General features: G+C 47.1%; 25 protein-coding genes. 1 reads left to right on the top strand and 24 read right to left on the bottom strand.

The window, feature by feature from the left end:
* Position 1: 1 nt before the first annotated feature.
* The 23 genes from DWX84_RS03855 to DWX84_RS03965 form a co-directional block, all read right to left on the bottom strand.
* Positions 2-1,333, bottom strand: coding sequence for a GDSL-type esterase/lipase family protein (locus DWX84_RS03855; RefSeq protein ID WP_048927247.1), 1,332 nt, complete (start codon positions 1,331-1,333; stop codon positions 2-4).
* Positions 1,305-2,753 carry a hypothetical protein gene (locus DWX84_RS03860; RefSeq protein WP_036650953.1) on the bottom strand — a complete coding sequence of 483 codons (1,449 nt, stop codon included), beginning with the start codon at positions 2,751-2,753 and terminating at the stop codon, positions 1,305-1,307. Before DWX84_RS03860 ends, DWX84_RS03855 begins: the two co-directional genes overlap by 29 nt.
* A gap of 98 nt (positions 2,754-2,851) precedes the next feature.
* Complete coding sequence (locus DWX84_RS03865) at positions 2,852-3,457, bottom strand: rhomboid family intramembrane serine protease (protein WP_005862629.1); 606 nt, start codon at positions 3,455-3,457, stop codon at positions 2,852-2,854.
* A gap of 72 nt (positions 3,458-3,529) precedes the next feature.
* Positions 3,530-4,294: a hypothetical protein gene (locus DWX84_RS03870; RefSeq protein ID WP_005862631.1), complete on the bottom strand. Its 765-nt coding sequence runs from the start codon at positions 4,292-4,294 to the stop codon at positions 3,530-3,532.
* A 119-nt stretch (positions 4,295-4,413) separates the two neighbouring features.
* Positions 4,414-5,532: a universal stress protein gene (locus tag DWX84_RS03875; protein WP_005862634.1), complete on the bottom strand. Its 1,119-nt coding sequence runs from the start codon at positions 5,530-5,532 to the stop codon at positions 4,414-4,416.
* A 114-nt stretch (positions 5,533-5,646) separates the two neighbouring features.
* Complete coding sequence (locus tag DWX84_RS03880; RefSeq protein ID WP_005862635.1) at positions 5,647-5,919, bottom strand: hypothetical protein; 273 nt, start codon at positions 5,917-5,919, stop codon at positions 5,647-5,649.
* 139 nt (positions 5,920-6,058) lie between these two features.
* A complete protein-coding gene (locus tag DWX84_RS03885; RefSeq protein WP_008772270.1) occupies positions 6,059-6,751 on the bottom strand; it encodes a phosphatase PAP2 family protein in 693 nt (230 codons plus the stop codon).
* A 3-nt stretch (positions 6,752-6,754) separates the two neighbouring features.
* Positions 6,755-7,522, bottom strand: coding sequence for a tetratricopeptide repeat protein (locus tag DWX84_RS03890; RefSeq protein WP_008779812.1), 768 nt, complete (start codon positions 7,520-7,522; stop codon positions 6,755-6,757).
* 4 nt (positions 7,523-7,526) lie between these two features.
* Entirely contained in the window at positions 7,527-9,338 is a 1,812-nt protein-coding gene (locus tag DWX84_RS03895; RefSeq protein ID WP_048927246.1) for a BatD family protein, read from the bottom strand.
* Between the two features lie 32 nt (positions 9,339-9,370).
* A complete protein-coding gene (locus tag DWX84_RS03900; RefSeq protein WP_005862642.1) occupies positions 9,371-10,111 on the bottom strand; it encodes a tetratricopeptide repeat protein in 741 nt (246 codons plus the stop codon).
* 12 nt (positions 10,112-10,123) lie between these two features.
* Entirely contained in the window at positions 10,124-11,143 is a 1,020-nt protein-coding gene (locus DWX84_RS03905; RefSeq protein ID WP_005857235.1) for a VWA domain-containing protein, read from the bottom strand.
* Positions 11,144-11,156: 13 nt separating this feature from the next.
* Positions 11,157-12,143, bottom strand: coding sequence for a VWA domain-containing protein (locus DWX84_RS03910; RefSeq protein WP_121961023.1), 987 nt, complete (start codon positions 12,141-12,143; stop codon positions 11,157-11,159).
* A 3-nt stretch (positions 12,144-12,146) separates the two neighbouring features.
* Positions 12,147-13,121, bottom strand: coding sequence for a hypothetical protein (locus tag DWX84_RS03915; RefSeq protein ID WP_121961024.1), 975 nt, complete (start codon positions 13,119-13,121; stop codon positions 12,147-12,149).
* Between the two features lie 9 nt (positions 13,122-13,130).
* On the bottom strand, positions 13,131-14,000 hold the full coding sequence (locus DWX84_RS03920) for a DUF58 domain-containing protein (protein WP_005857241.1): 870 nt from the start codon (positions 13,998-14,000) through the stop codon (positions 13,131-13,133).
* A 123-nt stretch (positions 14,001-14,123) separates the two neighbouring features.
* Positions 14,124-15,119, bottom strand: coding sequence for a MoxR family ATPase (locus DWX84_RS03925; RefSeq protein WP_005857243.1), 996 nt, complete (start codon positions 15,117-15,119; stop codon positions 14,124-14,126).
* 168 nt (positions 15,120-15,287) lie between these two features.
* The gene (locus DWX84_RS03930; protein WP_005857245.1) at positions 15,288-16,379 is read right to left on the bottom strand and encodes an HU family DNA-binding protein; all 1,092 of its coding nucleotides are present in this window, start codon (positions 16,377-16,379) and stop codon (positions 15,288-15,290) included.
* Positions 16,372-16,662: an HU family DNA-binding protein gene (locus tag DWX84_RS03935; RefSeq protein WP_008778384.1), complete on the bottom strand. Its 291-nt coding sequence runs from the start codon at positions 16,660-16,662 to the stop codon at positions 16,372-16,374. The genes DWX84_RS03930 and DWX84_RS03935 overlap by 8 nt, the downstream gene beginning before the upstream one ends.
* Positions 16,663-16,739: 77 nt before the next feature.
* Positions 16,740-18,038, bottom strand: coding sequence for a 30S ribosomal protein S12 methylthiotransferase RimO (gene rimO / locus DWX84_RS03940; protein ID WP_048927244.1), 1,299 nt, complete (start codon positions 18,036-18,038; stop codon positions 16,740-16,742).
* Positions 18,035-18,988 carry a signal recognition particle-docking protein FtsY gene (ftsY, locus tag DWX84_RS03945; RefSeq protein ID WP_005857252.1) on the bottom strand — a complete coding sequence of 318 codons (954 nt, stop codon included), beginning with the start codon at positions 18,986-18,988 and terminating at the stop codon, positions 18,035-18,037. Before ftsY ends, rimO begins: the two co-directional genes overlap by 4 nt.
* 23 nt (positions 18,989-19,011) lie before the next feature.
* Complete coding sequence (locus tag DWX84_RS03950; protein WP_048927243.1) at positions 19,012-19,353, bottom strand: type II toxin-antitoxin system RelE/ParE family toxin; 342 nt, start codon at positions 19,351-19,353, stop codon at positions 19,012-19,014.
* A complete protein-coding gene (locus tag DWX84_RS03955) occupies positions 19,343-19,582 on the bottom strand; it encodes a hypothetical protein (protein WP_005857256.1) in 240 nt (79 codons plus the stop codon). Before DWX84_RS03955 ends, DWX84_RS03950 begins: the two co-directional genes overlap by 11 nt.
* Before the next feature lie 20 nt (positions 19,583-19,602).
* Positions 19,603-20,742, bottom strand: coding sequence for a carboxynorspermidine decarboxylase (gene nspC, locus DWX84_RS03960; RefSeq protein WP_048927242.1), 1,140 nt, complete (start codon positions 20,740-20,742; stop codon positions 19,603-19,605).
* A 413-nt stretch (positions 20,743-21,155) separates the two neighbouring features.
* Positions 21,156-23,495 carry an ATP-dependent helicase gene (locus DWX84_RS03965; protein WP_048927241.1) on the bottom strand — a complete coding sequence of 780 codons (2,340 nt, stop codon included), beginning with the start codon at positions 23,493-23,495 and terminating at the stop codon, positions 21,156-21,158.
* Between the two features lie 121 nt (positions 23,496-23,616).
* Between DWX84_RS03965 and DWX84_RS03970 the strand changes: the two genes are divergently transcribed.
* Entirely contained in the window at positions 23,617-23,850 is a 234-nt protein-coding gene (locus DWX84_RS03970; protein ID WP_005862659.1) for a hypothetical protein, read from the top strand.
* Positions 23,851-24,021: 171 nt separating this feature from the next.
* Here DWX84_RS03970 and DWX84_RS03975 read toward each other — a convergent pair whose 3' ends face one another.
* Positions 24,022-26,235, bottom strand: a complete 2,214-nt coding sequence (locus DWX84_RS03975) for an outer membrane beta-barrel family protein (RefSeq protein WP_048927240.1) — start codon at positions 26,233-26,235, stop codon at positions 24,022-24,024.
* Between the last annotated feature and the right edge of the window lie 10 nt (positions 26,236-26,245).

A 26,245-nucleotide genomic window follows, 5' to 3' on the forward strand; every position in this document is an offset into this window, starting at 1 on the left:
CTTATCGGTTATTATATGATTCCATGAACGCCCTAAACAGAAGCGTTCCTTGTTCTTGATACCCTTCTTTCGTAAAGTGAATCCGATCCCGTCCCATCAAACGAGAACTATGCCATTTGCGGCACGAGTTTTTCCCTCCTGTCGTAGTGAATAAATCCCAGCAAGCGACCTCTTCTTTCTTCGCTACATTCCGGATAGCACGGGCAGCCCGCTCGGTATTATCATTACGCACATACGTTCGCTGCTTATTGACTCGCACCCTTTTGTAACATTCCGGAGGAGTCGTCAGTAAGATCGCCGTATTCGGTAGCTCCTTCTTGACGATCGCCAAGAAAGCCTCTATCTGGCCGGAAAACTCATCGGTATTAAAACGTCTGCCGAATGTCTCGTTGGTTCCCATAGAGATGATTAGTAAGGACGGTTTTAATAAAGCCAACTGACGTATATAAGCCTCGTCCGTATAATTCACATACATCGCCCCATTCACTCCGATGGAATGGTATAAGATACCCCTGCCTCCATTCTTCAGTGTCAGGCCATAATATAAATTCGTAAAGGATGAGGCCGGTCGCAATGTATTCGTGCCCTCTTTCCGTCTCGTACTCTGCAATTGTAGAGTATCGGTCAAGCAGGAGATCCGGAAAGTGTCGGCTAATACACCGGGAACACATACGGTATCCGCACGGAATGTTTGGACCGAGTCTTTCAAAGCCCCGGCAGGAAGCATGGGCATCGACTTCTCCCCTCTATATAAAATCGCCTCATTAAACTCGTATCCGGCACCATTATTCGGAGTTATCACGACATCAAAATTAATCGAGGGGGAAACAGACTTAATCCCGATCCCACCGATCCCTATCGGGGTTTTCTGGACATGCTGAATACAACGTCCGGCAATCCAATCCTTAGCGACGGATTTGATAAAGTAATCATCCGGCTCGTTGGTCTTGCTCAACTTAAAAGGAGCGATCCAGCCTCGTCCGGCATTCCCGAACGCCTGTTGGAAAAGGCGCATGACACGACCGCTTAAATGTCCGGCTTGGATATGCGAATCCCCCAACTGGACGATCGTGATAGCCGTATCTTTCCCTGCACGCAACGAATCCAGTTCATTGAAAAAATTATTCCACGCCTTACTAGAATCCGGTAAGATCAACGTATCTTTTCCCACTTTCATAGAATAAGATAAAGGAGGCAACGCTACAGTATCCCGAACCGCCAAACTATCAAGAGATACATCCCCGTTTATTCCGGCTTTAGGTTTCGGAACAGAGAAGCCCATGATCACTCCTAAAACAACCAGACTAATTAACCACTTTCTCCGCTTCATCATAAAAATCTTTTTCTGATAATAACGCTTTCAGCAAGGCATCGGCAATCTCCCGTCCACCCCTAAAGCTTAAATGCGTATAATCCTTACTAGCCCAGTTTAATTCTACGAAACGGACCATACTGTTCTCTCCTCCCATAGCACCGAATACATTCCAGAAAGGAACCCCTGCCTTTTTAGCGGCTTGCCTTTGCGCATGCAGCAAGGCTAACACGGCCGGCATCGTCTCGAATTCCCCATCGTCTTGACGGCTTCTGTCCGACACCCCCAACATCAATATATCAGCTTCCGGAAAACAAAGTTGTATATGGTTAATGACCTTTACCATCCGGCTACTATACCATCCATAATTCATCACGCTATCGCTCACGACATTCAACCCATACTGCAAGACAATCAAGTCATACGGACGGATCTTATTCAATGCTTGGCAACGGGAGACATCCAATCGCTCCAATATCATACCCGAGTTTCCCCGAAGAGAGAAATTATCGACCACGACACCTAAATGATCCTCCATAGCGACCCCTAATGCCCGGAACTCAGGAGTATTCTTAAAAGTGAAATCCGCTTCGGTGAACATCCCTTCCAACTCGTATTGGGTTACGATCGATGTGGCGGGAAGCATCTCTTGTAGGGTATCGGCGGAAGCGTTGCAAACCAAGCGCATCTCCGTATTCTTATTCTGCTCATAAATCAGTTTCAAAGAAGAGAACGTCTGAAGCTCCGGATAACGCTTAGTCGTCTTCACATGGATGGAGGCGTTTTCCTCGTTTGCCTCGAACATCATCCCAGATAAAGTATATCCATGCTCATGATCTGTCAGCATAGACCAAGTAGTCCATCCGGAGGCACGTTGCTCCACGGTTGGACGGAACTGTGCCGCTACGGATGTGACCGGTACAAAACCAACACCCCGCCCCCCAAATTCCTTCTGCATCCCGGAACGGAAATCGGCCACCATAATATCTCCTTCGATAAAAGAATCTCCAAGGAAGGCCACACGTACCGGACGATTCAATTCCCGCCTGTTTTTTAAGGCGGCGAAGAATCGTTGCAAACCGATATGTCCAAGAGAATAGTCCTCGATATGAGCCCCCAGCGAATCCGCCCCTTGAACAGCATAGACCGCTTTGTATAACGAATCACGAAGGGCCAAAGCCGCAGAATCTATTCCGGCGGAACGCATGATAGAATCCCTTAATGCTACCGAATCTACTTGAAGGGTGTCCGCTTGTTCCAATTGTTGTTTCAAAGAATCCAAGGAGAGCTTTTCCTCTTTCACCTTGAAATCCGATAAAAGATCTACCTTTTTGATCTTATACCCGAACAATGTATCCGGAAGGCTATATAAACCAAAGCTCATCAACAACGTCAGCGACAGTAACGCTAACACTCTACCCAAATTATTATCTTTGTTCATCTAACTTTTGCTTATAAGGGGACAAAGATAGACAAGTTTACCTACCCGGAAATAATCTTCGGACAAAAAATAACCTTAAATTATCCGTTCAGGGTGGATCATCCCTTAAACGTAAGTTGAGACAAAAAGAGATGCAATAACGAAGGCTCCAGCAGCATTGGGAAAATCAATCCATAAATAGCCCCGTAGAAATGGGCATTATGATTTATGTTATCTCCTGTTTGTTTCGCCATATACTGGCAATAGGCCAGGTATAGCAAGCCGAATACGATTCCGGGGACAGGCAGCACGGCGAAAAACAAGATCTTTCCCCAAGGATCAAGGAATATAGAGGTAAATAGAACCGCCGATACCGCTCCAGACGCACCGATAGAGACATAATACGGATCATTACGTCGTTTTATCAAATCATAAAGCGAAGCCACGATCATTCCCCCGAAATAAAGAGCCAGATAAGCCCCACTGCCGAATCCCATATATCGAAACGTTCGTTCAATATAGAGACCAAATGACCAGAACGTGAACATATTCACTAGCAAATGTGTCATATCCGCATGGATAAATCCATGTGTCACGATACGATAATATTCATGATTCCGGATCGTACGATATGGGATAAACGCTAATTTCATAAATAACTCCCTATTACTAAAACAGATAAAAGAGAGAATCACTGTTATTCCAATAATTAAATAAGTAATCATATATTCTATTGTTTTTCTGATGAGCCACAAAGCAAAGCATAAATTCCGGTTTATACAAATATCAGGTATATATTATCTAAGCCAAAGGAAAAACAAGAATCCCCAAAGAAAAACAGATAACAGTAAAACCAAAGGCTTCAAAACTTTATCGCAAAAATAGCTCCTTACTTTCTTTCGATCAGGAATATTTTCCACTGCGATAACACGATTCACCTTATTCGTCCTATCAAAATAGGAAGAATATAGAATCAATATATAAAAACCGAATATTTGCAAAAGAAATAGGATGGAGACTAATGGCTTTTCATATCTTTTCTGTTTCTCTTCTATTTTGAATTGCTTTAAATCAATCTCTTTTATAACCCGAATCAATGTTTTCTTTTCTTCCAATATTAAAGAATCTAGATTCTCTGAAAAAGAAGAATCTAGACTTTTTAAATTCTCATAGTACCGGACCATACTATCAATTCTATTTCTTTCTGTATTCAAAGAACTCAATTTCATACTTTCAGCAGTCATATCTATATATGATATAGAAAAAGGGAAAAGTAAGAAAGCTAAAGACAACACATTACCACTAATAACAACAAATGTTTTATTCAAGCCTCTGTTTAGTTCCTTCCAAAAAATATTTGTCAAAAAAAACACACTAAGCTGTATAATACAAGCAATACATAAAGTACGTATGGTATACCCCACTAATTGCAGCCAATTCTCCATCGCTTCTACATCTACAGTAATACCAAAGAGGGTCACCGCATAAATCAATGTTATAACCATCATTAATCTATGTTCTTTCTTTAATCCAAGTACCAGATCAAACATTCTTTCCCACATACTATCCTTATATTTTTTCGCCAAAGATACAAAGATTGCTTTAAGCACATGGTATATAATAAAAAAGTGGATAAGCCTTTTCTCATATCCACTTTTTTATTTGTTACTTGAATAAGAAGCTACTTCTTGCTATCGATTACCAATAACGGAGTATCGGTGTGGAATAACATCTTTCTCGCGATCGAAGGATTGAACATTCGGGCTAGGATATTACGGCGATATGTGCTTAGGGCTATAACATCAATTTGTTTATCACGAACAAATTTCTCGATGGCTAACAGCAAGTCACCATCGGCAAGCACCGTATGGGAAATATGGGCATGTGGATATTGTTTCTTGAAATATTCACGGACGCCTGTCAAACGAATCTCATTCCATTCATCTTTGCTGGTAGAGATATTGAATAGATGAATATTAAAATCAAAGCCTTTGATGATTTCCATGAACTCGTCGAAAGCGACCAAATCTCTCTGGTTAAACGATGTAGCGAAAGCGATATTCTTAGCGTCTCTCAAATCCGTGAAAGGAACATTCTCCGGTATCGCCAATACAGGAACCCGGTTCACCTCGATAACCTCTCCGGTCACGCTACCGATCAGATCCATATCTTTTTGGCTCTTACCTCTCGTTCCCATCACGATCAATGTCGGATGATACTCCTTGCTATAAGCGATGATCTCCTCTTCCGGCAAGCCTTCACGTAATACATAATCGTATTTTACCTTGGGTAATTCGCCAGAGGACATCTTCCGGTTGATATGCGTACAAATATTCTCCATATCGATACGGACACGTTGTAAGATATGCTGTACGGATTCCTCCTCGTTTACTTGGTAAGCTAATGTATCTCCCATCGGGATAGCAGATGGAAAATAGGGGCTGAAATAGGCGTGCATGATCATCACCTCCGCACCTACCGCATGAGCGTAATTAATTCCCAACTCACAAGCCTTGGCGGAATAATCCGAGAAATCAATCGGGATCAGAACTTTCTTGACCGCATTAACCTTCGCCTCTTCCTCCTTTGGTTCCTCAAACCACTTATTGTCTTCAATAATGCGTAAAGCATGCGGTAAATCACTCTCCTTAATACGCACACGCACTCCTGCCGAAACGACCGGCTGAATCTGGTTTACATTATGTATATAGACCTCTATGCCTTCTGTTTCGAGGATTGTCTTGAGAATCTGGGCTTTCTCGAACGTGTGGATAGCCAATGTCACTAATTTATCTTCCATACTCAATACATTTTTATAGATGAAACAATCGGGATTTATGAATTGTTGAATATAAAAAAATCCCAAAGCGTTCTTTCATTTAGCTATGGGATTTTTTATACGAATGAATTTCTCTTACGCTTTCTGTGCTTCGGCATCCTGACTCTCGGCCAGTATCTGCAAAGCACGCTCGAAAATAGTCGTATCATCTAAAACAACCAACCCTCCGTCTGGACCGGGCTCGATATGGAAACCACAACTCCGTCCATCTTGAAAATTATGTCCACCGAAATAGTTGCGAACTGTCTCAACCTTTAATCCCAACTCATCAGCGATGCGTTGTATACTTCCGTCAGGTAACGAATCTTTAATTCTTCTCAGTTCGTTAAATGTAATCGTCTTTGTCATGGCTTTCTTATTTTGAAGGTTAATACTTTTGTTTAATATTATGGCACTAACTTAGTCATTTAATAGCATTGAAACAAATTATTATTGAGAAAATCAGCAGAAAACAAATATGCTTTACGACATACTTAACGAAAATCTCTTATATTAAGCACGATACCAATTGCTCATTAAATAGAGCTATTAAAAGGATGGTCAACCAAATCGCATAGGTGATCAAACGTTTCCGGGTATCCGAGTAAATGGCCTCCGGACGTACCCAAGAATCTGCCGGAATCAATTTAGGCCTTATATAGAGGTATAACAGATATACAAGATACCCGAATAGCAGACCGGATAAAGCTCCCGGAATAATATCCGTGATAAAATGCACTCCTAAATAAATACGAGTATAGGAAGTCAAAATCGCCCAAAAGAAAATAGTCCATCCAAATAGCTTATTCCGGAAGATCAGCGCCATCAAGGTAGCGAAACCGAAAGCGTTCGCCGCATGGCTGGAGATAAATCCATACATACCTCCCCGATAACCGAACACCACCTTTACCTGATCCATAAAATCAGGGTGATGAGTCGGACGGAAACGGGTGAAGATGGGCTTACAAACATGCGAAGCGAACTGGTCGCATAGCGTGATCGTCAAGACTATGGCCAATAAGATCAACAACCACTCCTTCCAGTTCTTCTTATAGCACAATACCACCAATATAAAAAAGGCTAACGGTAGCCAAACCGCCTTGCCTGAATAGATCCACATAAAGCGATCTAAAAAAGCGGAGTCGCTACCGTTAAGCATAAAGAACGCATCACGTTCCCAAACCAATAATTGTTCTAGCATGTATCAGATTTTTTCTATGTCTTTACTAGGCATCCATCCTACGTTCCCATCCTCAAGCTCGATCTCGCTCCATTCGCCGAGCGTACTCTTCACGGTCACGTTCGTTCCCTCATGTAATACGAAAAGATCCGTACCGCTAGCGTCGGGCGAGCTTTTCACCGTAACGGTCGGGGCGAATACGATGGCATGTTTACGGTTTATCATCTCATCCTTCTGGTCGCTGGCGAATATATTGGCAAAAACAACCATGATAATAAATAGGACACCCAAATAGAAACCGATCTTCTTCAAGCGTACCCAACGGGAGAAAAAGAACAAGATCAAGCAACCGATAAACAACAGGAAGCACACGATACCTGTCTTCGCCCAAGAGTCTGCGGAACCGAGGTTCTCCACGCTCTTAAACCATTTGACCAAGAAAAAATCACCAACCGGCTCAATCTTATCGATCGTCTTCTGACGGGCCATCTGTAAATTGAAGCGAGCATCGCTATCACCCGGATCCAGCAGAAGACAACGTTCGTAGTTCAATATAGCCGGAGCGATCTTACCCGCCTTATAATAGGCATTTCCCAAATTATAATAAACGGCGGCAGACTCGCCATTGCTCTTCAAGATTCCCTCATATAGCTCGATCGCCTTCGCATAATCTTCTTTCGTATAAGCGACCTCGGCCTCCTTCAAGGCGGTATCTTGCGCATAAGCGGATCCTATCAGACATAGAGTCAATAAGAAAAACAATACCTTTCTTAAATTTATAGTCATCTTCATCTTCTTACTTTTTAATTGTATTCTCCATTTTACCAATAGCGTCTACCGTCAGCTCATACAGCTTATCCATAGCGTCTGACGCTTGGGACGGAGCGTAACGAGCGAACTCACAAGTATTCAAGATATCCATGAACTCATTCGTCAAGGATTCGTCTACACCGTATTTAGCCAATTCTGTCTCTACGTTATCCTTGGTCAGATCGGATTGCGGGATACTCAGCTTATCGCTCAAATAGCCCCACAACGCACGCAGTACCTCGTCGTAGAATTCTTCCTTCTTGTTCTCTTTCATCAGCTTGCCGGCGTTCTTCAGACGTCTAACCGCCATCTTGTTCGCCTTCTTGGTACGAACCAAGGCGATGTCGGCGTTTTCCTTCACCTGCTTACGATAAATAAAGAAGAATACGATAAACAAGATAGCCGGTACGATATAGCAAAGATAATACATAAAGGAACCGAAGAAAATACCATCACCTCCCTCGATAAAGGAGAAGCCTTTCGTCTTTAGGTAACGGATATCCTTGCCTAAGTATTTCACGCTCTCTTTATTACTGAAGTTCGATACGACCGGGGAAGAACCACTACCACCCTTGCCTTGCTCCACATGCAACTTATAAGGCTCGGACTTGATGGTCTTATAGGAACCGGACTTGATATCGAAATAGGAGAAAGCGATCGCCGGGATCTCGAAATCACCTGCGTAACGGGGTATCGCCATATATTCGATCGTCTTGCTTCCACTGACACCGGCAGTCGTGGTCTTGATGTCCATCTCTACTTTTGGGTCGTAGACATCGAAATCGTTCGGGAAAACCACTTCCGGGTTCTTCACCAACTTCACGTTTCCGTTACCCGTGATTTTCACCTTTATGGTTACAGCCTCGTCTGTCTTGACGTTGTTCGAGCTGATATTAGCCGTCATGGAGAACGTACCTACGGCACCGGAGAAAGAAGCGGGCTTACCGGAGGGCAAAGGCTTCACGTCGATAGTAACCGGAGAGGTGGTCAACACCTTGCTCACATCCCGATACGAGTCGAAGAAGCTATCGAAGATGCTACCGCCGCCCGCTTGTTGCATACGGACACGCACCACGGCATCATACTTTCCACCTTCGATCGTGATCTTACCGGAACGTTGGGGATACAGGATCACCTGACGCATCACGGCCGACTGGTAGTTACGCCCGTTGTAGTTTTCCAAGGTCAGTTGTTTCTCTTGCGGCAACTCAACCTCTTGTACCAAGAAACCCTCGAACTCCGGATATTTCAATCCCGTAATCGAGAAATTTTCCAAGGAATAGACCTTGAAAGTCACCAAGAAACCTTCTTGCTCGAACACGCTTCGTTTGGATACGTCCATCTTCACGAACAGCCGATCGTTAGAGATCGCCCCGCTCGCCGTCGTTGTCTCCGCCTCTTGCTTACCCGCCTTATCCGCCGGAAGCACCTTGATGGCCAAGCCATTCGATGTATAATTAGAGCCGTTCACCTTGATCGTTGCCGGAGCTATATTAAACGTACCTTCCTTCTTCGGCATCAAGACATACGTATACGTAACGGTTGTCTCGCTGGTACTCTTCCCGTTCACCCAGCTACTGCTATAGGAGGTGGATTGGGAGGGACCCATTAATACGTCAAAGTCTGGCATCTCCTGCACTCTCAAATCCTTGCCTTCGGCATTGACGGTGAAAGTTAAGCGAAACTGCTCTCCCATTACCACCGCTTGGGGCGCCGAGGCCTTGAAGGTCACATCCGCGGCCTTTGTCGCCACCCCAACCGTTAACATCAGGATGAATAAGAAAATTAATTTCCTCATTGTGTATCTCATTTTTTCGTTAATTATCCAGTTTACCACTCCTTCTCGGTCTTCCGGCGTTGTTGCTGTTGCATCTGCGCCTTCTTCACTTTCTCTTGAGTGTCTTTCTCGTCTTGCAGGAAGGCATCCAACATCTGCTGGGCATTGTCCTTGCTCATTTGCTCGTTGGATTGCTGTTGCTCTTGGGTCTTATCCTGTTTCTGGTCGTCTTGCGGCTGTTGTTGTTGCTGTTGCTGCTGATCGTCCTTCTGATCCTTGTTCTCCTGCTTGTCGTCGTTCTGTTGATCTTGGCTCTGATCCTGATTCTGCTGATCCGACAGCAGTTTTTGGGCCAAGGCCAAGTTATAACGGGTCTCGTCATCTTTCGGGTTCAAGCGAAGCGATTGCTTATACACCTCCACGGCCTTGCCGTAATCCTTGTTCTGCATGAAGATATTTCCCATGTTATGATACACCTCCGACAAGCGTGCCTTCCCTTCCGGCGTAGCCACCATCTTCTCCCCTTGCCCGGCGATCAATTGATATTGCTCGGCGGCCTCGGGGAACTTGCCTTGCTTGTATAGGGAGTTTCCCAGATTATAGGTTCCTTCCGTAGAGCGGGGATTCACCTCCAAGCTCTTGCGATAAGCGATCTCGGACTCGGTGTATTTCTCGCTCTCATAAAGTTTATTCCCCTCACGCACGTTCTTCCGTTCCGCTTTCTGAGCAGAGACCGCCCCGGCACTGAGCGCCAAGACCGATACCCATATCATAGATTTATATATACGTCTCATCACTTCGTCGAATTAAGAGAATAATTTTACTTTCCTAAATATACGGTTCTTACGATCCAAGGTCATGAAATCGGCGATCAAGAGGAACAAAGCTATCCAAGCGAAAATCTGGAACTGCTCGTCATACTCGGAATAGACCTTGCTATCCAGCTCCGTCTTGTTCATTTTCTCGATTTCTTTCTGAAGGGCTTTCAGGGCGGAGTTCGTATTGTCCGCACGTACGTACATACCGTTTCCGGCGGCGGCGATCTCTTGACCCATCTGCTCGTTCAGCTTCGTGATCACCACGTTTCCGTCCTTATCCTTCATATAATTATTACTTCCTTGGATGGGGATCGGAGAACCTTTCGGATCACCCATTCCCACGATGTTCACGTGGATGCCCTTCTCGGCGGCGGCTTTGGCGGCACCGATAGCGTCGTCCTCATGGTTCTCGCCGTCGGTGATCAAGATGATCGCCTTATCGGTCGTCTCGTCCGGGGTAAAGGAACGGGCGGCCAAGTTGATGGCGGCACCGATCGCCGTACCTTGCGTAGAGACCATCGACGGGTTGATAGAGGACAAGAACATCTTGGCGGAGATATAATCCGAGGTGATCGGCAACTGCGTGAAAGCGTCGCCGGCGAACACGATCAAACCTACCTTATCATTCGTAAAGCCGTCCGTCAATCGGGATAGCATCTGTTTGGCTTTATCCAAACGGTTGGGCGACACGTCCTCGGCCAACATGGAGTTGGATACGTCCAGACACACCATGATCTCTACTCCCTGACGCTTCACCGTCTCCAGTTTCGAGCCGAATTGAGGCCCCGCTATAATAAAGATAACCATGGTAATGGCTCCGAACAACAGCCAAAACTTCAGATGCTGGCGCTTGGTCGATACCTCGGGCATCAACTCGGCCAACAACGTAGGGTTACCGTATTTCTTTATCGCTTTCTTCTTCACGATCATGGCATACACGTAGAACGCCACCAATGCGGGAAGGAGAAAAAGCAAATATAAAAAGTCCGGATGCGCAAATCGAAACATAAGCCTTTTATCTTTATGGTATATTTCTCAACAATGTATTTCTCAATAAGATCTCCACCAGCAACAAGGCGAACACCAGCAAGGCCCAGTTCTTATACTCCTCCTGCTTCTTGCTGTACTCCTGTACGCTGATCTTGGTCTTCTCCATCTGGTCGATCTCGGAATAGATCTCCTTCAGGCTGGCGTTGTCCGTAGCACGGAAATATTGCCCGCCCGTGGTAGAGGCGATCTGCTTCAACGTAGCCTCGTCGATCTCTACCGGTATATTCTGGTACTGCACGCCGAAAGCGGTCTGGAACGGATACGGCGCCATGCCTTTCGTTCCGACTCCGATCGTATAGACACGCACGCCGAACGTCTTGGCGATCTCAGCGGCGGTAACCGGAGCGATCTCGCCGGCGTTGTTCGAACCATCGGTCAGAAGGATGATCACCTTCGACTTAGCGTGGCTGTCCTTGATACGGCTCACGGCATTCGCCAAGCCCAACCCGATAGCCGTTCCGTCTTGGATCATACCGCTTTGGATATCCTTGAAGAGATTCAGCAAGACCGTATGATCGGTTGTCAACGGGCATTGCGTAAAGCTCTCGGCAGAAAAGACCACGAGACCGATGTTATCGTTCGGACGGCCGTTGATGAACGACGCGGCCACATCCTTCGCCGCCTCCAAGCGGTTCGGTTTCAAGTCTTGCGCCAGCATACTCCCCGAGATATCCATCGCCAACATGATATCGATACCTTCCGTGGAAGAATTGGACCAACTATTCGTGGATTGCGGACGGGCCAAGATCACGATCAGCAGCGCTACCGCTACCATACGCAACACGAAAGGCACGTGACGCAAGTACACGATCCATGATGCCGCTCCCGGCGCCTCGAACGCCTCCGACGAGGAGACCTGCAAGCTGGCCTGACTCTTGCTCAGCTTGTAGACGTACCATCCGATCATCGGGATGAGCAACAACAATAAATATAAATAATTAGGATTCGCAAATACCATCTCTTAATCCTTTAAATTAGTTGTATCGTTCGTAGATTCGGGCTCTTGCATCTCCTCCACCTTCGTCTGGTTCACGAACAAATACGCATTCATCATACTCAAATCATTCTCATCCGGCAGCGGGTTCATCTTGGCGAATTTCACGAAGTCGGCCAATTGCAGAATCTGCCTCAAGTTATCGTACACGCTCTGCGCCTCGGAGTTCTTGCGGATCAGGTCCAAGATCTCACCGGAAGTCATCTCCATGGCATTGATACCGAAACGTTCCTCGATATACTTACGCAGCGTATCCGTGATCAAGGTGTAATACTCCTTGCTTCGTCCTTGCTGCCAGAGTTTCTGTTGCTTGATCTCATCCAGTTCCTTGATGGCCTGCTCGTGAGGCGGAAGTTTCGGCTCCTCTTTCTTGAATGGGATCAACGACTTCTTCGCACGGATCCGTTTCACGATATAGGCGATCACGCAAATCAAGAACAGGGCCAGCAAGATCCCGTAAATGATCGGATAATAATCGGCCCATACGAAAGGTGGCTTCCATACGGTCTTGATGTCGTTGAACTCCTCCGGCTTGTCCGCGTTCACGGGAATCGTGGAGACCTTCAAGGCGACTTGGTTGGAATATACAGTATCCACCCCGTCTATCACCTTCAACGGAGGCAACAGATAGAGTGACGAGTCAAACGAGGTAATCAATACATCCTGCTTGATAACGAGCCGGTCGTTCTCGATCTCCGTAGAGTCCGCCTTGGAGAGATTCAGTACCTCCACACCCGTCATCAAGGTATCGTTCGGGATCACGATCTGCACGGGGCGATCCTTATCCGCCGTTACCGTAAGGTGCAAGGTAGTCTGCTCTCCGATCAATATGGCGGCCGAGTCGATAGCGACATCGATCAACGGTCTCTGCGCATATGCCTTTCCCCCCGCAAGGGAAGCGGCGGCGACCAGAAACAGGATACTTTTCTTTATCAATTTCATCTGCTTGCTTTAATTACGTTTATCAAAAAGAGCAATCAATGCTTTCACATAATCATCCTCGGTACGGACAGAGACAGAGTCTACACGGCATTTCTTGAACGTATCGCTCATCTTCGCCTGCCGTTTCTCCCACCATTCCTTATAGGCCGCACGCACACGGGCGGAGGAACTGTCTATCCATTGCTCCTTCCCGGTCTCGGCGTCCTTGATCTTCATAAGGCCTACGGCGGGAAGCTCGGTCTCACGACGGTCGTACACCTGAATGGCTACCATGTCATGCTTGCGGTTGGCCACCGTCAGGGCGTCCTTGAAACCCTCCTTATCGATAAAATCGGAAATAAGGAAAGCCGTGCAACGCTTCTTGATGGCGTTGGTCAAGTATTTCAACACTTGGCTGATATCCGTTCTCGTCTCCTCGGGATGGAAATCGATCAGCTCCCGGATGATATATAAGATATGTTTCTTTCCTTTCTGGGGCGGGATAAACTTCTCGATCTTGTCCGAGAAGAACACCACGCCGATCTTATCGTTGTTCTGTATCGCCGAGAAAGCCAAGGTAGCGGCGATCTCGGTGATCACCTCCTTCTTCATGACGTTGACGGAGCCAAAGTCACGGCTACCGGACACGTCGATCAGCAGCATCACCGTCAGCTCACGCTCCTCCTCGAACACCTTGACATAAGGGCGGACGTAGCGGGCGGTGACGTTCCAGTCGATATCCCGGATATCATCGCCGTATTGATATTCCCTTACCTCGCTGAACGCCATACCACGGCCCTTGAAAGCCGAATGGTACTGGCCGGCGAAGATGTTACGGGAAAGACCACGGGTCTTTATCTCGATACGGCGGACCTTTTTTAATAATTCACTTGTCTCCACTTGGTAATTGAAAATTGAAAATGAAAAATTGAAAATTTATTGTTGGTAATTGAAGGTTGAGAATTGAAAATTGGCTTGTCTCTTTCGATTAATTTTCAATTTTCAATTCTTAATTTTCAATTCTCAAGGAACTTCTACTTTATTTAGTATCTCGCTGATTACCTCCTCTGAAGTCAAGTTGTTCGCCTCGGCCTCATAACTCAAGCCGATACGATGGCGCATCACGTCGTGGCATACCGCACGGATATCCTCCGGGATCACATAGCCCCTACGCTTGATGAAAGCGTACGCGCGGGCGGCCAACGCCAAGTTGATAGACGCACGAGGGGAAGCGCCGAAAGAGATCATGCTCGCCAAGTTCGGCAAACCAGCCTCAGCCGGGAAACGGGTAGCGAAGACGATATCCACGATGTAACGCTCGATCTTCTCGTCCAAATAAACCTCACGAACCACGTTACGGGCGTCGAGGATCTCCTCTTTCGTCAAGATCGGCTTGATCTCCGGACGTTCTCCGGATATATTCTGGCGTATGATTAATTTCTCTTCCTCCTTCTTCGGATAATTGATGATCACCTTCAACATGAAACGGTCTACCTGCGCCTCAGGTAACGGGTACGTACCCTCCTGCTCGATCGGGTTCTGGGTAGCCATTACCAAGAAAGGCTTCGGCAACTTGTAGGTATGCTCGCTGATCGTGACCTGACGCTCTTGCATGGCCTCCAACAAGGCACTCTGTACTTTCGCCGGGGCACGGTTGATCTCGTCCGCTAACACAAAATTAGCGAAGATCGGGCCTTGCTTTACCTGGAACTCTTCGCTTTTCTGACTGTAAATCATCGTACCGATCACATCGGCCGGAAGTAAGTCCGGGGTGAACTGGATTCGGCTGTATTTAGCGTCGATCAACGACGACAATGTTTTAATGGCAAGTGTCTTAGCCAAACCCGGCACACCTTCCAACAGGATATGTCCGTCCGAAAGCAAACCGATCAACAAGGATTCAACCAAATGCTTTTGTCCGACGATTACTTTGTCCATACCCATCGTAATCATGTTCACAAACGAGCTTTTACTTTCAATTCGCTCATTCAACTCACGAATGTCTACTGTCTGACTCATAAGATTTATTCTATTATATTGTTATTATATTGTCCCAATTTTACGTTGATTTTTTAGGATGCACAAAATTAGAAATGTTAAATTCGTATCCTTCACTTTTGCAGTTAAATAATACTAACCAACACTTCCTCGTTTTGTTTTATTTTACTTAAAAAAGGGGGATTTCTCTTACTCCCCGGCAAGTATCTCTGTTTGTAGGGCGGCGGCTTTCTCCCGCGACTCACGGCTCTTGGCATCGATGCCATACGATTCCGGTGCGGGTATCTCGATCACGGTACCGATCGGGACGTTGTTCGGGTCTTTTATAACAGCCTTATTATGTTGGTAAATATACACCCAGAATAATTTATTGCCATAATATTCCAAGGCGATCACGGTGAGGCGGTCGCCATGCTTGATCTTCACCTGCCCCAATGGTTTTGGCGCCGGTTCCACATAAGGCTCCGGTTCCGTATGCGGGGTCTTCTCCGCTACCGAGTCCGGATGAAGCATCCAAGCTGATTCTTGAACCGTGTCCTTGGCCGTATTCTTGGCTTCCGTTATCACCTCTTCTTGGGCAGGCGCCGGTTTCCAATTATTTCTTCCCAGATAGAAGAATACAGAGATTACGATTATCAAAAAGGCGACGATCATTAATACCCCCTTTTCCTCCGGTTTCCTACGGGCTTGCTCTTCCGGTCTCTCTGGTATGGGAGATGGCTCCGCGGGCGGTTCCGGTTCCAATCCACGTTCCGGTTCAGATACCGATGACGGCTCCGGATCAAACGCTTGCTCTGGCTCAGGCAATGGTTCAGGTTCAGGTTCTAGTATCGGTTCGGGCTTCTCTTTGGGCTGAGTATTTGCCAAAGGGATTTCCTTATCCGGCATTACCTCCTCCACGGACTCGTCTTCCGTTTCCTTCTCCTCTACGGACTCATCCATGTCCGAGAAATCCACGTTCTCGTTGATCTCTGTCGTCTCAAAGATAGAGAAAGGCTTGTTTACCTGTTCCCGCAGGTCTTTATCCGGCAGGAAAGAGAATTTATAATGTTCGGGGATCAAGAAACGTTCACCGGTATTCACGTGGATACTCTCCCGCTTCTCCACAGAGATAATCTTGAAAGTACCCAAGCCCTTTACTTTTACGATCTTATCCGTATAGACCCCTTCGGATACCACCGAGATAAAATCTCTCAAGAAACGCTCTACCTCTCCTCTGTCCTTGCCGGTACGCTCCGATAATAAACCGGCTAAATCTTGTATATTCAGCCGGTTATTCATGATCACCCAATTCCTTTAAACGATTCTTCACGGTCGTTCCGGGCTTGAACACGGGAACTAATTTAGGGGGAACCAGATATCGCTTCCCGTTCGCCGGATTCACGGAAATACGTTCCGCTTTCTTTTTCACCTCGAACTGGCCGAAGCCTTGCAGATAGATCGTATCGTTATCCACTAATTTCGAACTTACGACGGAACTGAGCGCAGAAAGCATGTCGGATACCTCCTTCGAGGTCCAATCCATGCGATTCGCCAATTCCGTTATAAGTTCCTTGTTTTTCATATCTAATTCCATAACAGTTCGTGCTGCTATATTAGTTATTTTTTCGTTAACCGACAAATATATTGACAGTTTTTACATCAATTCAACACTTTACCATACAGATCAAACGCTTGTGCGTCAATCACCTTTACTTGGTAAAAGCTACCCGGACTCAAGGGAGTATCCTTGGAAATCAATATTTCCGGATCTACCTCGGGCGAGTCGTATTGCGTACGTCCCACGTAGAAATCCTCCTCCTCCCGGTCTACGATCACTCGGAAGGTCTGCCCTACTTTCGAGGCGTTCACGTCGGCGGAGATGCCTTCTTGCACACGCATCAAGTAATCCAGTCGGTCTTGCTTCACCTCCTGCGGGATCTCGTCTTTATAATGCTGATAGGCATAGGTACCCTCCTCATGGCTATAGGCGAAAGCGCCCATACGCTCGAAGCGGATATCTTTCACGAAGCGGATCAACTCCTCGAAATCCTGTTCCGTCTCGCCGGGATGACCCACCATCAAGGTGGTGCGTAGATGGATGCCCGGCACTTCCCGGCGCATACGCTCCAGCAGCTCATACGTCTCGGCCTTCGTGATATTGCGGCGCATCATCCTCAACATCGGGTCGCTGATATGCTGGAGGGCGATGTCCATATACTTGCAAACGTTATCACGCTCACGCATCACCGGCAACAGGTCATAGGGGAAATGAGACGGATACCCGTAATGCAAACGAATCCACTCCACGCCCGGGATGTCGGATACCCGCTCCACCAGTTCTGGCAAGGCCATTCGCTTATAGCGATCGAGGCCATAAAACGTAAGATCTTGGGCGATCATCTGGAATTCTTTTACGCCTTGCGCGACCAAGCCACGAACCTCGTCTACGATCTCGTCCATCGGACGGGATTGATAAGCCCCGGTTATGATCGGGATCGAACAGTAGGAGCAGGTACGGTTGCATCCCTCCCCGATCTTCACGTAAGCGTAGTGTCTCGGGGTGGTGAGCACACGATCCGTAGCCAGCTCTTGATGGTACGACTTGCCCAGATCGGAGATCAACTCCTTCCAATTGAATTTCCCGTAGAAACGATCTACCTCGGGAAGTTCCTTCTCCAGATCTTTCAAGAAACGCTCCGACAAGCACCCCATCACGAAGAGCTTCCCGATCCGTCCTTTCTGCTTTTGCTCGCCCAGCTCGAGGATCATATTGATCGATTCCTCTTGGGCGTCGCCGATGAAACCGCAGGTATTCACCACCACGATCTCGCCATTGATCTTATGGGGATCATGCTCTACCGTATAGCCATTGGCAACGAATTGGCGCATAAGTTGCTCCGAGTCCACTAGGTTTTTCGAACACCCCAGCGTAATAATATCTACTTTATTTTTTCTCATTCTCCAAATAACGAATTGACAAACTCACGTTTGCGGAATACTTGCAAATCCTCCATCCCCTCGCCGAGTCCGATATATTTCACGGGGATACGGAAATGGTCGGAGATACCGATCACGACACCCCCCTTGGCGGTACCGTCCAACTTGGTCACGGCCAAGGCGTTCACCTCGGTGGCGGCGGTAAATTGTTTCGCTTGCTCGAAAGCGTTCTGCCCGGTAGAGCCGTCCAATACCAACAATATCTCGTGGGGGGCGTCCGGGATCACCTTCTTCATCACGTTCTTGATCTTGGTAAGCTCGTTCATCAAGTTGATCTTGTTATGCAGACGTCCGGCAGTATCGATAATCACCACGTCGGCATCGTTCGCCTTGGCGGAGCTCAGCGTATCGAAAGCCACGGAAGCGGGGTCCGAGCCCATGTTCTGCTTCACGATAGGTACGCCTACCCGCTCGCTCCAGATCACTAGTTGCTCCACGGCGGCGGCACGGAACGTATCGGCGGCGCCCAGATAGACCTTCTTGCCGGCTTTCTTGAACTGGTAAGCCAGCTTACCGATCGTGGTCGTCTTACCCACCCCGTTCACGCCTACAACCATGATCACGTAGGGTTTCTTGCCCTCAGGAAGTGCGAATCCCTCGGCATCCTCCGTATTGTTCTCTGTCAGCAAGCTAGCGATCTCGTCACGCAGCAGGGTGGTCAATTCTTGGGTGGTGACATACTTGTCACGGGCCACACGCTTCTCGATACGGTCGATGATTTTCAACGTGGTATCTACACCGACATCCGAGGTAATCAGTACTTCCTCCAAATTATCCAACACATCGTCGTCCACCTTACTCTTACCGGCGATCGCCTTGGTAATCTTGGAAAAAACACTCTCCTTCGTCTTCGACAGACCTTTATCCAAGGTTTCCTTCTTGTCCTTACTGAAAAAGCTAAAAATACCCATATTTATTTTGTTTCTGTTTTTATTTACTTCAAATCACACTTATCAAGTAGTTTCCGGATCTCCTTAACGGACATAGACTCAATCTCGCTCTTATCATACATCGTCACAAGAAAAATTGTTCCTTCATCAACGCTGACAAGTACCGTAAAAGTTATCACCCGAGCTCCCCCTCTCTTGCCCTGTGATTTCGAACGGATGGACATCCGGACCTTACGGAGGCCACCTCCCAAATCCGTTCCCGACAAAGGGTTCTCCAGCAGTTCGTCCCTCAACCTTAGGATATCTTCTTTCAACGACTTATATCGTTTCGCCAAATATTTCACCTCCTTAGCGAAGGGCGGTAATGCCTCAATCTTATAACTCATTCAATAGATCCTCCAATGGGCGAGAGGTTATTTTTCCCGCCTTCAAGTCTTTTACGCTCTGGAAAGCCTCTTCCAGCACCTCCCGCTCGCTTCGCTTGGCAGGCGAGAAGGTCTTCTCTTTTAAGTTCCGCAAGAGCGATAAAGCCTTACGCATAAGCTCCTCATTATCCAAGATACTCATGGCTTCTTCCATGTATGTATATTTCAACTCATTCGCTGTCATGGTCATATTCCTCCCTTTGCTTGTTTTTAATCCATCCTGTTCTTATAATCCTCATAGCCGAACGTACGGTACACCACCAGCTGGTCGTCCTTGTTCCAAAGGGCCAAGGAAGGGTGCGGTATGCCGTTGAACATATTCGTCTTCACGATCGTGTAGTGGATCATATCCTCGAAAATCAGCTTGTCGCCGATCGCCAAAGGCTTATCGAACGACCAATCCCCCATATAATCACCGCTCAAACAGCTATTTCCCCCGATCCGGTAGGTAGGTTTCCCTTCCACGGCATCCGTAGCGAAACGGATAGCCGGTTTGTAGGGCATCTCCAAGCAATCCGGCATATGGCAGGTGAACGAGGCGTCGATAATCGCCGTCTTGATACCGTGGTTCTCCACGATATCCACCACGGTTGTCAGCAAGAACCCGGTCTGCCAAGCGAAGGCGCTACCCGGCTCCATGATCAACTCCAAGTTCGGATATCTCTCCTTAAAGCCTTTCAGTAAAGCGATTAAATGCTCCACGTCGTAATCCTTACGGGTCATCAAATGACCACCTCCCATATTCAGCCACTTGACGTGAGGCAGGAAACGGCCAAAACGCCTCTCCACCTCGGCCAGCGTCCGCTCCAGATCATAGGAAGTGGACTCGCACAAGGTATGGAAGTGCAGCCCCTCGATACCCTCCGGCAACGTGTCTCCCAGCAAGTCGCCGGTCACCCCCATCCGGGAACCCGGGGCACAAGGATTATACAAGTCCGTCTCCACGTCCGAGTATTCCGGATTGATCCGCAACCCACAAGACACCCGGTTACCATCCGCCCGCACCATCGGATAAAAACGATGGAACTGAGAAAGCGAGTTGAACGTAACGTGACTACTGTATCTCAAGATCAACGGGAAATCAGCCTCCGTATAAGCCGGGGAATAGGTATGCGCCGGACTTCCCATTTCCTCGAAGGCCAACTGGGCCTCAAATTTAGAACTTGCTGTCGAAAAAGGAATGTACTCACGTACGATCGGGAACGCTTTCCATAAAGCGAAAGCCTTAAAAGCCAATATGATATTCACTCCCGCACGTTCTTTTACGCTCTTGATCAAGGACAGGTTGTTTCTCAGTAATTTCTCCTCCATCACATAGCAAGGCGAGGGTATCTTGTTGATGTCTATCATGCTGTATCTCAATATTTCATATTAACATGCAAATATAAGAAAAACATTCTGATATTACAACTATTATCGGGGTAATTCATTGAATATGTCGCAGAAAAAAGACAGTTGTGTTAACTTGCGAATACTACTGTGTTCGTAGACAAATACTATAGTACTTGGGCACAAGCACTATAGTATTTCTGGGTTCTTTTCATTCTCTTTTTAATCGAAAAAAAAGAAAGGAGGCATCTTGCCTCTATTCTTTATATTTTTATTATAATATCTATTTATATCTTATATGATGCGAAAGTGAGTTCGAAAGCCCATTCGAAAATAAACCTTTCCTTTTCTGCCAATCATTAAAATCCAACGACTTAGCTTCAAAAAGCAGTGTTCGATTCGGCATTCGAAAATGAATTCGAGCAAAAACGCACTTAGCCTAACACGCTGAGTTTGGCAAACTTAAGCAAAAGTCGCCTTTCTCCGAAATTCTTGAAGGCGACCGTCACTTTCGCATCACCTCCCTCACCTTCCATCGAGACGATCTCGCCATCGCCGAAACGGTCGTGATTGACCTTCTGGCCCACCCTCAAAACAGAGGCATCCGTGGCCGGAGCCGCCGAAAAGGACGATTCCATCGTGTTTTTTAACTTCGTAAGATGCCCTTGACGCTGTGCCGCTTGCTTCACCGGCGACACGAAATCATCCTCAACCGCCCTTGGTTGCCGGAATGGAGAGGCAAAAGCCGGGCGCCCGTAGCGTTCACGGGCCGAGGCGAATGCATCTGAAGCGCCGGCATCCGAAGGCATATCCAGATACTTAGCGTCTATATCCTTCAAGAAACGGCTGGGCGTACACATATCCGTCTTCCCGTTACGATAGCGGCTCTTCGCATAGCTCAATACGCAATTTTGCTCCGCACGGGTAATCGCCACGTAGAACAAACGACGCTCCTCCTCTACCGCTCTCGGGTTATCTTTCGATAGGGACGAGGGGAATAGGTCTTCCTCCAAGCCTACCACGAAAACATTCGTGAATTCCAATCCCTTGGCGGCATGTACGGTCATCATCGTGACCTTATCGGAGTTTTCCTCTTTATCGTTATCTTGATCGGTGAGCAAGGATACCTCCGCCAAAAAGTCGGACATGGCGACTTGCTCCATGCCCTCCTCACGCCGGATCTCGCAAAACTCGGCGATACCTTTCAGCAACTCCTGCAAGTTCTCTTGCTTGCTCACGCCCTCTACGGAACGGTCTTGAAACAGGTCGGAAACGATGCCGCTACGCTTCACCACCAAGGTAGCCAATTCCTCTGCGGAGAGTTTTTTATTCTCTTCAATGAAAACTTCAATCAAACTACGGAAATCGCTCAGTTTCTTAGCTGTACCGTTATTTATCGGTAGCGAATATTCTAAGGGGGCTTGAAGCACGGTCCATAGACTTACCCCGTATTCGGTAGCGGCACCGACAAGCTTACCTACCGTCGTATCCCCGATTCCCCGGGTGGGATAATTGATGATTCGCTTCAAGGCCTCCTCGTCGTGCGGGTTCACGATCAGGCGGAAGTAAGAGATCACGTCCTTGATCTCTTTCCGCTGGTAAAAAGACAAACCGCCGTAAATCTTGTAAGGGATGCCCCGCTTTCGCAACGCCTCTTCCAAGATACGGGACTGGGCGTTGGTACGATACAGGATAGCGAAATCGGCATACGAGAATTTCCCTAATATCCCGTGCATCTCGTTGATTCGGGCGGCTACGGTGTAGCCCTCCTCATAATCGGAGTACGAGGTGAAAACACTCACCTTGTTGCCCGCCTCCTTCTCGGAATAGACCGTTTTGGGTATCTGACGTGTATTCTTGTCGATCAAGCTATTGGCGGCGTTCACGATATTCTGGGTGGAACGGTAATTCCGTTCCAGCTTGAAGATACGGCAACCGGTATAAAGATTCTTGAATTGCAGGATATTATCTATATTAGCGCCTCGGAAAGAATAGATGCTCTGGGCGTCATCCCCTACCACGCAGATATGGCCGTGTCTCTCGCAAAGCCGTTGCACGATCAAGTGTTGGGCGAAGTTCGTATCTTGATACTCATCCACCAATACATACCGGAAGAAGTTCCGGTATTTCTCCAAGACGGCCGGATGATCCCGGAACATGATATTGGTTTGCAGCAACAAGTCGTCGAAATCCATCGCTCCCGCTTGCAGGCAACGGCTCTGGTAACGTTTGTAGATTTCCCGAAGCAAGGGGACCTTGGCATTCATATCGCTTTCCACGAGCTCTTTATTTTGCTCGTAGGCCGTATAAGTTATCAAGGAGTTCTTCGCGTTGGAGATCCGGCTCTGCACCATTCCTAGGCGGTACACCTTATCGTCCAATTGCATTTCCTTGATGATGGATTTCAGTAAGCTCTTGGAATCAGCGGCGTCATAAATCGTGAAATTGGAAGGATAACCGATATGCTCCGCCTCGTTCCGTAAAATACGGGAGAAGATGGAATGGAACGTTCCCATCCATAGCCGACGGGCCGTTTGCTCACCGGTGATGGCCGCTATACGCTCTTTCATCTCCCGGGCCGCCTTATTGGTAAAGGTCAGCGCCAAGATACTATAGGGAGGCAATCCCAATTGCAATAAATAAGCGATCTTATAGGTCAGTACCCTAGTCTTACCGGAGCCAGCCCCGGCCACGACCAAGGATGGCCCCTCATTGTAAACCACCGCTTCCCGCTGGCTCTCATTCAGTTGATTCAAATACTCTTCCACATTCATCCGTTTTAGGGATACAAAATTAGGGAAAATAAGCGATTCCACATAAAAAAGTTGGGCAGGTCGCCGATAATATATACATTTGCCTGCATATAATCAGTAGTATTAACCAAAACAAGAGACTATGGGAAATTGGGAGAGACAACAGACAATGAGGAAAGAACGGGACAAGGTCCGAAGGGAGACTTTAGGGAAGTTCTTTTTTGACTTGGCTAAATTAATGTTTACGACGATGGTATTAGGAGAAATGCTCCTATTAGCAAAAGACATCGGCGACATTAATAATTGGGGTATGTTAAATATAGGGATTTTAGGTACTTACCTATTAGCCCGAGTTGGAAATAGAATATTAAAATAATATGATTATGATAAAAGATTTAAATGGATTGACAGTGTTGATGCTCGTTGTTACCATTTTAGCCGCTATCTTCTTAGCTTGGCTTTACACAAAGCCCGGCAAGAAATGGTTGGATGAGTTATGATACCGTAGGTGGTGTGCCATATTGTGGATCATGGCACACCATCTTCTTTATTTAGCGTCCAACAGATCATCATTCCTTATGCTCCTCCCCGCCTTCTTCACGCTCGCTTTTAAATCACCGATCCGGTAGCTGATAGCGATGCCGAAACCACGGCTAAACATACGCTCGGTCTGCCGGATATGAAAGTCCGGATATCGCTCGTTAATCTGTATCGTCTTATGATCTCCCAGAAAATCTTGCGCCCGCAGCGTACAAGTCAATTTATCATTCAAGAAGCTCTTTACCACACTCAAGCCGTAAAAATAAAAGCCGTACGAGTCCATCCCCACATTCGGCTCGGAGCGCACGTATCCACCCGACAGGACAAAACGCCACCCGTACTTAAACTTCTGCGAGAAATCGACAAAAGCAGAGCCACAAAAGCCGGAATTACGCACATCCGTATCGTAAACCTCATTCCCCTCCTGCGCCCGTAAATCCAGATAATGCAACATGCTGTTCAGCGACACGCTTGTCCGGGGCGAAGGATTATAGCTTAGATAAAGGTTTCCTCCCGCTGCTTTCACGTCCACGAGATTATCATACGTACTATTCACCACATTCGCCGAATCAATGAACAGATACTCATCAATCACCCCTTTTCCCAAGGTGCAGAGCACGGAAGCCTGCACATTCAATTTCGTTCCGTAATAACTGTATGACGCCGAAAGACGATGATGTTTCTCCGATACCAATCCCGGATTTCCATACGAGATAGAGGTCCCAGACACGAACACCGTAGGATTCAAATAGCTGATATTCGGGCGACGTAAACGTAAGTTGTAAGCCAAGCGAAACAAATTCCGGTCGTCCAAGCGGAAAGCGGAGGTCCAAGAAGGAACCCAATCCGTTACACGATAATTAAAATCCTTGCCTTCGCCTTGTTTATAAGTCACGTCCTGCCAAGTATGTTCCATACGAATGCCCGGGTTCAAGCTCCATTTACCATACTTAAATCCATATCCCGCATAGGCGGAGCCTATATTCTGCACATGCCGATATTCCACCAAAGGTTGTAAATCAGCGGGTAACCAGACACCCTCACCCAACTCCTTTACCTCCGAAGTAGCGTGGCTCGTACTGTTACGCCGAATCAGCTTCAAACCGCCCTCGATGGAATGCGTACTTGTAAAAGGATTCACGTAATCAAGCTGGGCCGTATGCTCATGGGTGCGGGCATGACTGATTTGCCGGGTATAATCGGCCTCCAGTTGGGGTAACGAGACATTGCCCATCTTGTCCTTATCATGAAACACGCTATAAATATCGTTCGGGATATAATCGTACTGATAGGAAAGCGTTAGCATCTCTTCCTTATTTCGTTTGAATAAACGCTGATAATCCGCTTTTAAGGAGGCACTACCCCATTCGTTCTTCTTACTCATATCCTCGTTATAAGCATAGATTTCTTCCCCCTCTTTATCAAACCTGCTATAATGGCTATTCCAAATAGAGTTGCTGTTTCCGATATTCAAGTTTCCGGACAAGGAGATCAAATTCAATGTATCGATCTCGAAACTGCCTTCCAGACTTCCATAATGGGCCGGATATTTCACGTCTACGTCCGAGAGCATCCGGAGCTTCGCACCGTCTCCCGACTGAGTACGGAGATAATCCGACTCGCTCTCGGACGATTGTTGGCTAAACGTATAATTTCCGGAAAGCGATAATCGGCCATATTTCAGCGTAGCGAAACCACCGACACTCTTAAATAAGTTCATCACCGTAGTGTTTATACTCGCGTTATATCCCTCGAACTCCGCTCCTTTCGTCACGATATTCAAGATTCCGCTGACACCCTCCGCATCGTAACGGGCACCGGGATCTGTTATCACCTCCACTTTCTTGATCATGCTGGCGGGGATACTACGCAAGACCTCCTTGGGATTATTGGAGAACATATTCGAGGGACGCCCGTTCATATAAATCTTAAAACTGGATTGTCCGTTTACCTTCACGTTATCCTCGCCATCCACGGTCACTAGAGGGACTTTTCGCAACATCTCCAGCAAAGTATAGGTTCGGGAATCCGGGTCCTCGGCGATACTGTAAGTAGTCTTATCCGCCTCTGCCTTTATCAAGGGTTTCACGGCGACAATGTTTATCTCGGGCAAGTCCTCGTTCAAATACAATGAATCGGGAGAGACGAGTTGGGCAGTCAACGTCGAGTTCCAGTTTCCCACAAGCCCTATCAAGGCCATCATCATCAGAAATCTTTTCATATCCGTATCT

It is taken from the genome of Parabacteroides sp. AF21-43 (assembly GCF_003635435.1).
GTDB lineage: Bacteria > Bacteroidota > Bacteroidia > Bacteroidales > Tannerellaceae > Parabacteroides > Parabacteroides distasonis.

Coding starts and splice junctions, on each gene's coding strand:
- DWX84_RS03855 (WP_048927247.1), bottom strand. CDS start 1,333: ATGATGAAGCGGAGAAAGTGGTTAATTAGTCTGGTTGTTTTAGGAGTG.
- DWX84_RS03860 (WP_036650953.1), bottom strand. CDS start 2,753: ATGAACAAAGATAATAATTTGGGTAGAGTGTTAGCGTTACTGTCGCTG.
- DWX84_RS03865 (WP_005862629.1), bottom strand. CDS start 3,457: ATGATTACTTATTTAATTATTGGAATAACAGTGATTCTCTCTTTTATC.
- DWX84_RS03870 (WP_005862631.1), bottom strand. CDS start 4,294: ATGTGGGAAAGAATGTTTGATCTGGTACTTGGATTAAAGAAAGAACAT.
- DWX84_RS03875 (WP_005862634.1), bottom strand. CDS start 5,532: ATGGAAGATAAATTAGTGACATTGGCTATCCACACGTTCGAGAAAGCC.
- DWX84_RS03880 (WP_005862635.1), bottom strand. CDS start 5,919: ATGACAAAGACGATTACATTTAACGAACTGAGAAGAATTAAAGATTCG.
- DWX84_RS03885 (WP_008772270.1), bottom strand. CDS start 6,751: ATGCTAGAACAATTATTGGTTTGGGAACGTGATGCGTTCTTTATGCTT.
- DWX84_RS03890 (WP_008779812.1), bottom strand. CDS start 7,522: ATGAAGATGACTATAAATTTAAGAAAGGTATTGTTTTTCTTATTGACT.
- DWX84_RS03895 (WP_048927246.1), bottom strand. CDS start 9,338: ATGAGGAAATTAATTTTCTTATTCATCCTGATGTTAACGGTTGGGGTG.
- DWX84_RS03900 (WP_005862642.1), bottom strand. CDS start 10,111: ATGAGACGTATATATAAATCTATGATATGGGTATCGGTCTTGGCGCTC.
- DWX84_RS03905 (WP_005857235.1), bottom strand. CDS start 11,143: ATGTTTCGATTTGCGCATCCGGACTTTTTATATTTGCTTTTTCTCCTT.
- DWX84_RS03910 (WP_121961023.1), bottom strand. CDS start 12,143: ATGGTATTTGCGAATCCTAATTATTTATATTTATTGTTGTTGCTCATC.
- DWX84_RS03915 (WP_121961024.1), bottom strand. CDS start 13,121: ATGAAATTGATAAAGAAAAGTATCCTGTTTCTGGTCGCCGCCGCTTCC.
- DWX84_RS03925 (WP_005857243.1), bottom strand. CDS start 15,119: ATGAGTCAGACAGTAGACATTCGTGAGTTGAATGAGCGAATTGAAAGT.
- DWX84_RS03930 (WP_005857245.1), bottom strand. CDS start 16,379: ATGAATAACCGGCTGAATATACAAGATTTAGCCGGTTTATTATCGGAG.
- DWX84_RS03935 (WP_008778384.1), bottom strand. CDS start 16,662: ATGAAAAACAAGGAACTTATAACGGAATTGGCGAATCGCATGGATTGG.
- rimO (WP_048927244.1), bottom strand. CDS start 18,038: ATGAGAAAAAATAAAGTAGATATTATTACGCTGGGGTGTTCGAAAAAC.
- ftsY (WP_005857252.1), bottom strand. CDS start 18,988: ATGGGTATTTTTAGCTTTTTCAGTAAGGACAAGAAGGAAACCTTGGAT.
- DWX84_RS03950 (WP_048927243.1), bottom strand. CDS start 19,353: ATGAGTTATAAGATTGAGGCATTACCGCCCTTCGCTAAGGAGGTGAAA.
- DWX84_RS03955 (WP_005857256.1), bottom strand. CDS start 19,582: ATGACCATGACAGCGAATGAGTTGAAATATACATACATGGAAGAAGCC.
- nspC (WP_048927242.1), bottom strand. CDS start 20,742: ATGATAGACATCAACAAGATACCCTCGCCTTGCTATGTGATGGAGGAG.
- DWX84_RS03965 (WP_048927241.1), bottom strand. CDS start 23,495: ATGAATGTGGAAGAGTATTTGAATCAACTGAATGAGAGCCAGCGGGAA.
- DWX84_RS03970 (WP_005862659.1), top strand. CDS start 23,617: ATGGGAAATTGGGAGAGACAACAGACAATGAGGAAAGAACGGGACAAG.
- DWX84_RS03975 (WP_048927240.1), bottom strand. CDS start 26,235: ATGAAAAGATTTCTGATGATGATGGCCTTGATAGGGCTTGTGGGAAAC.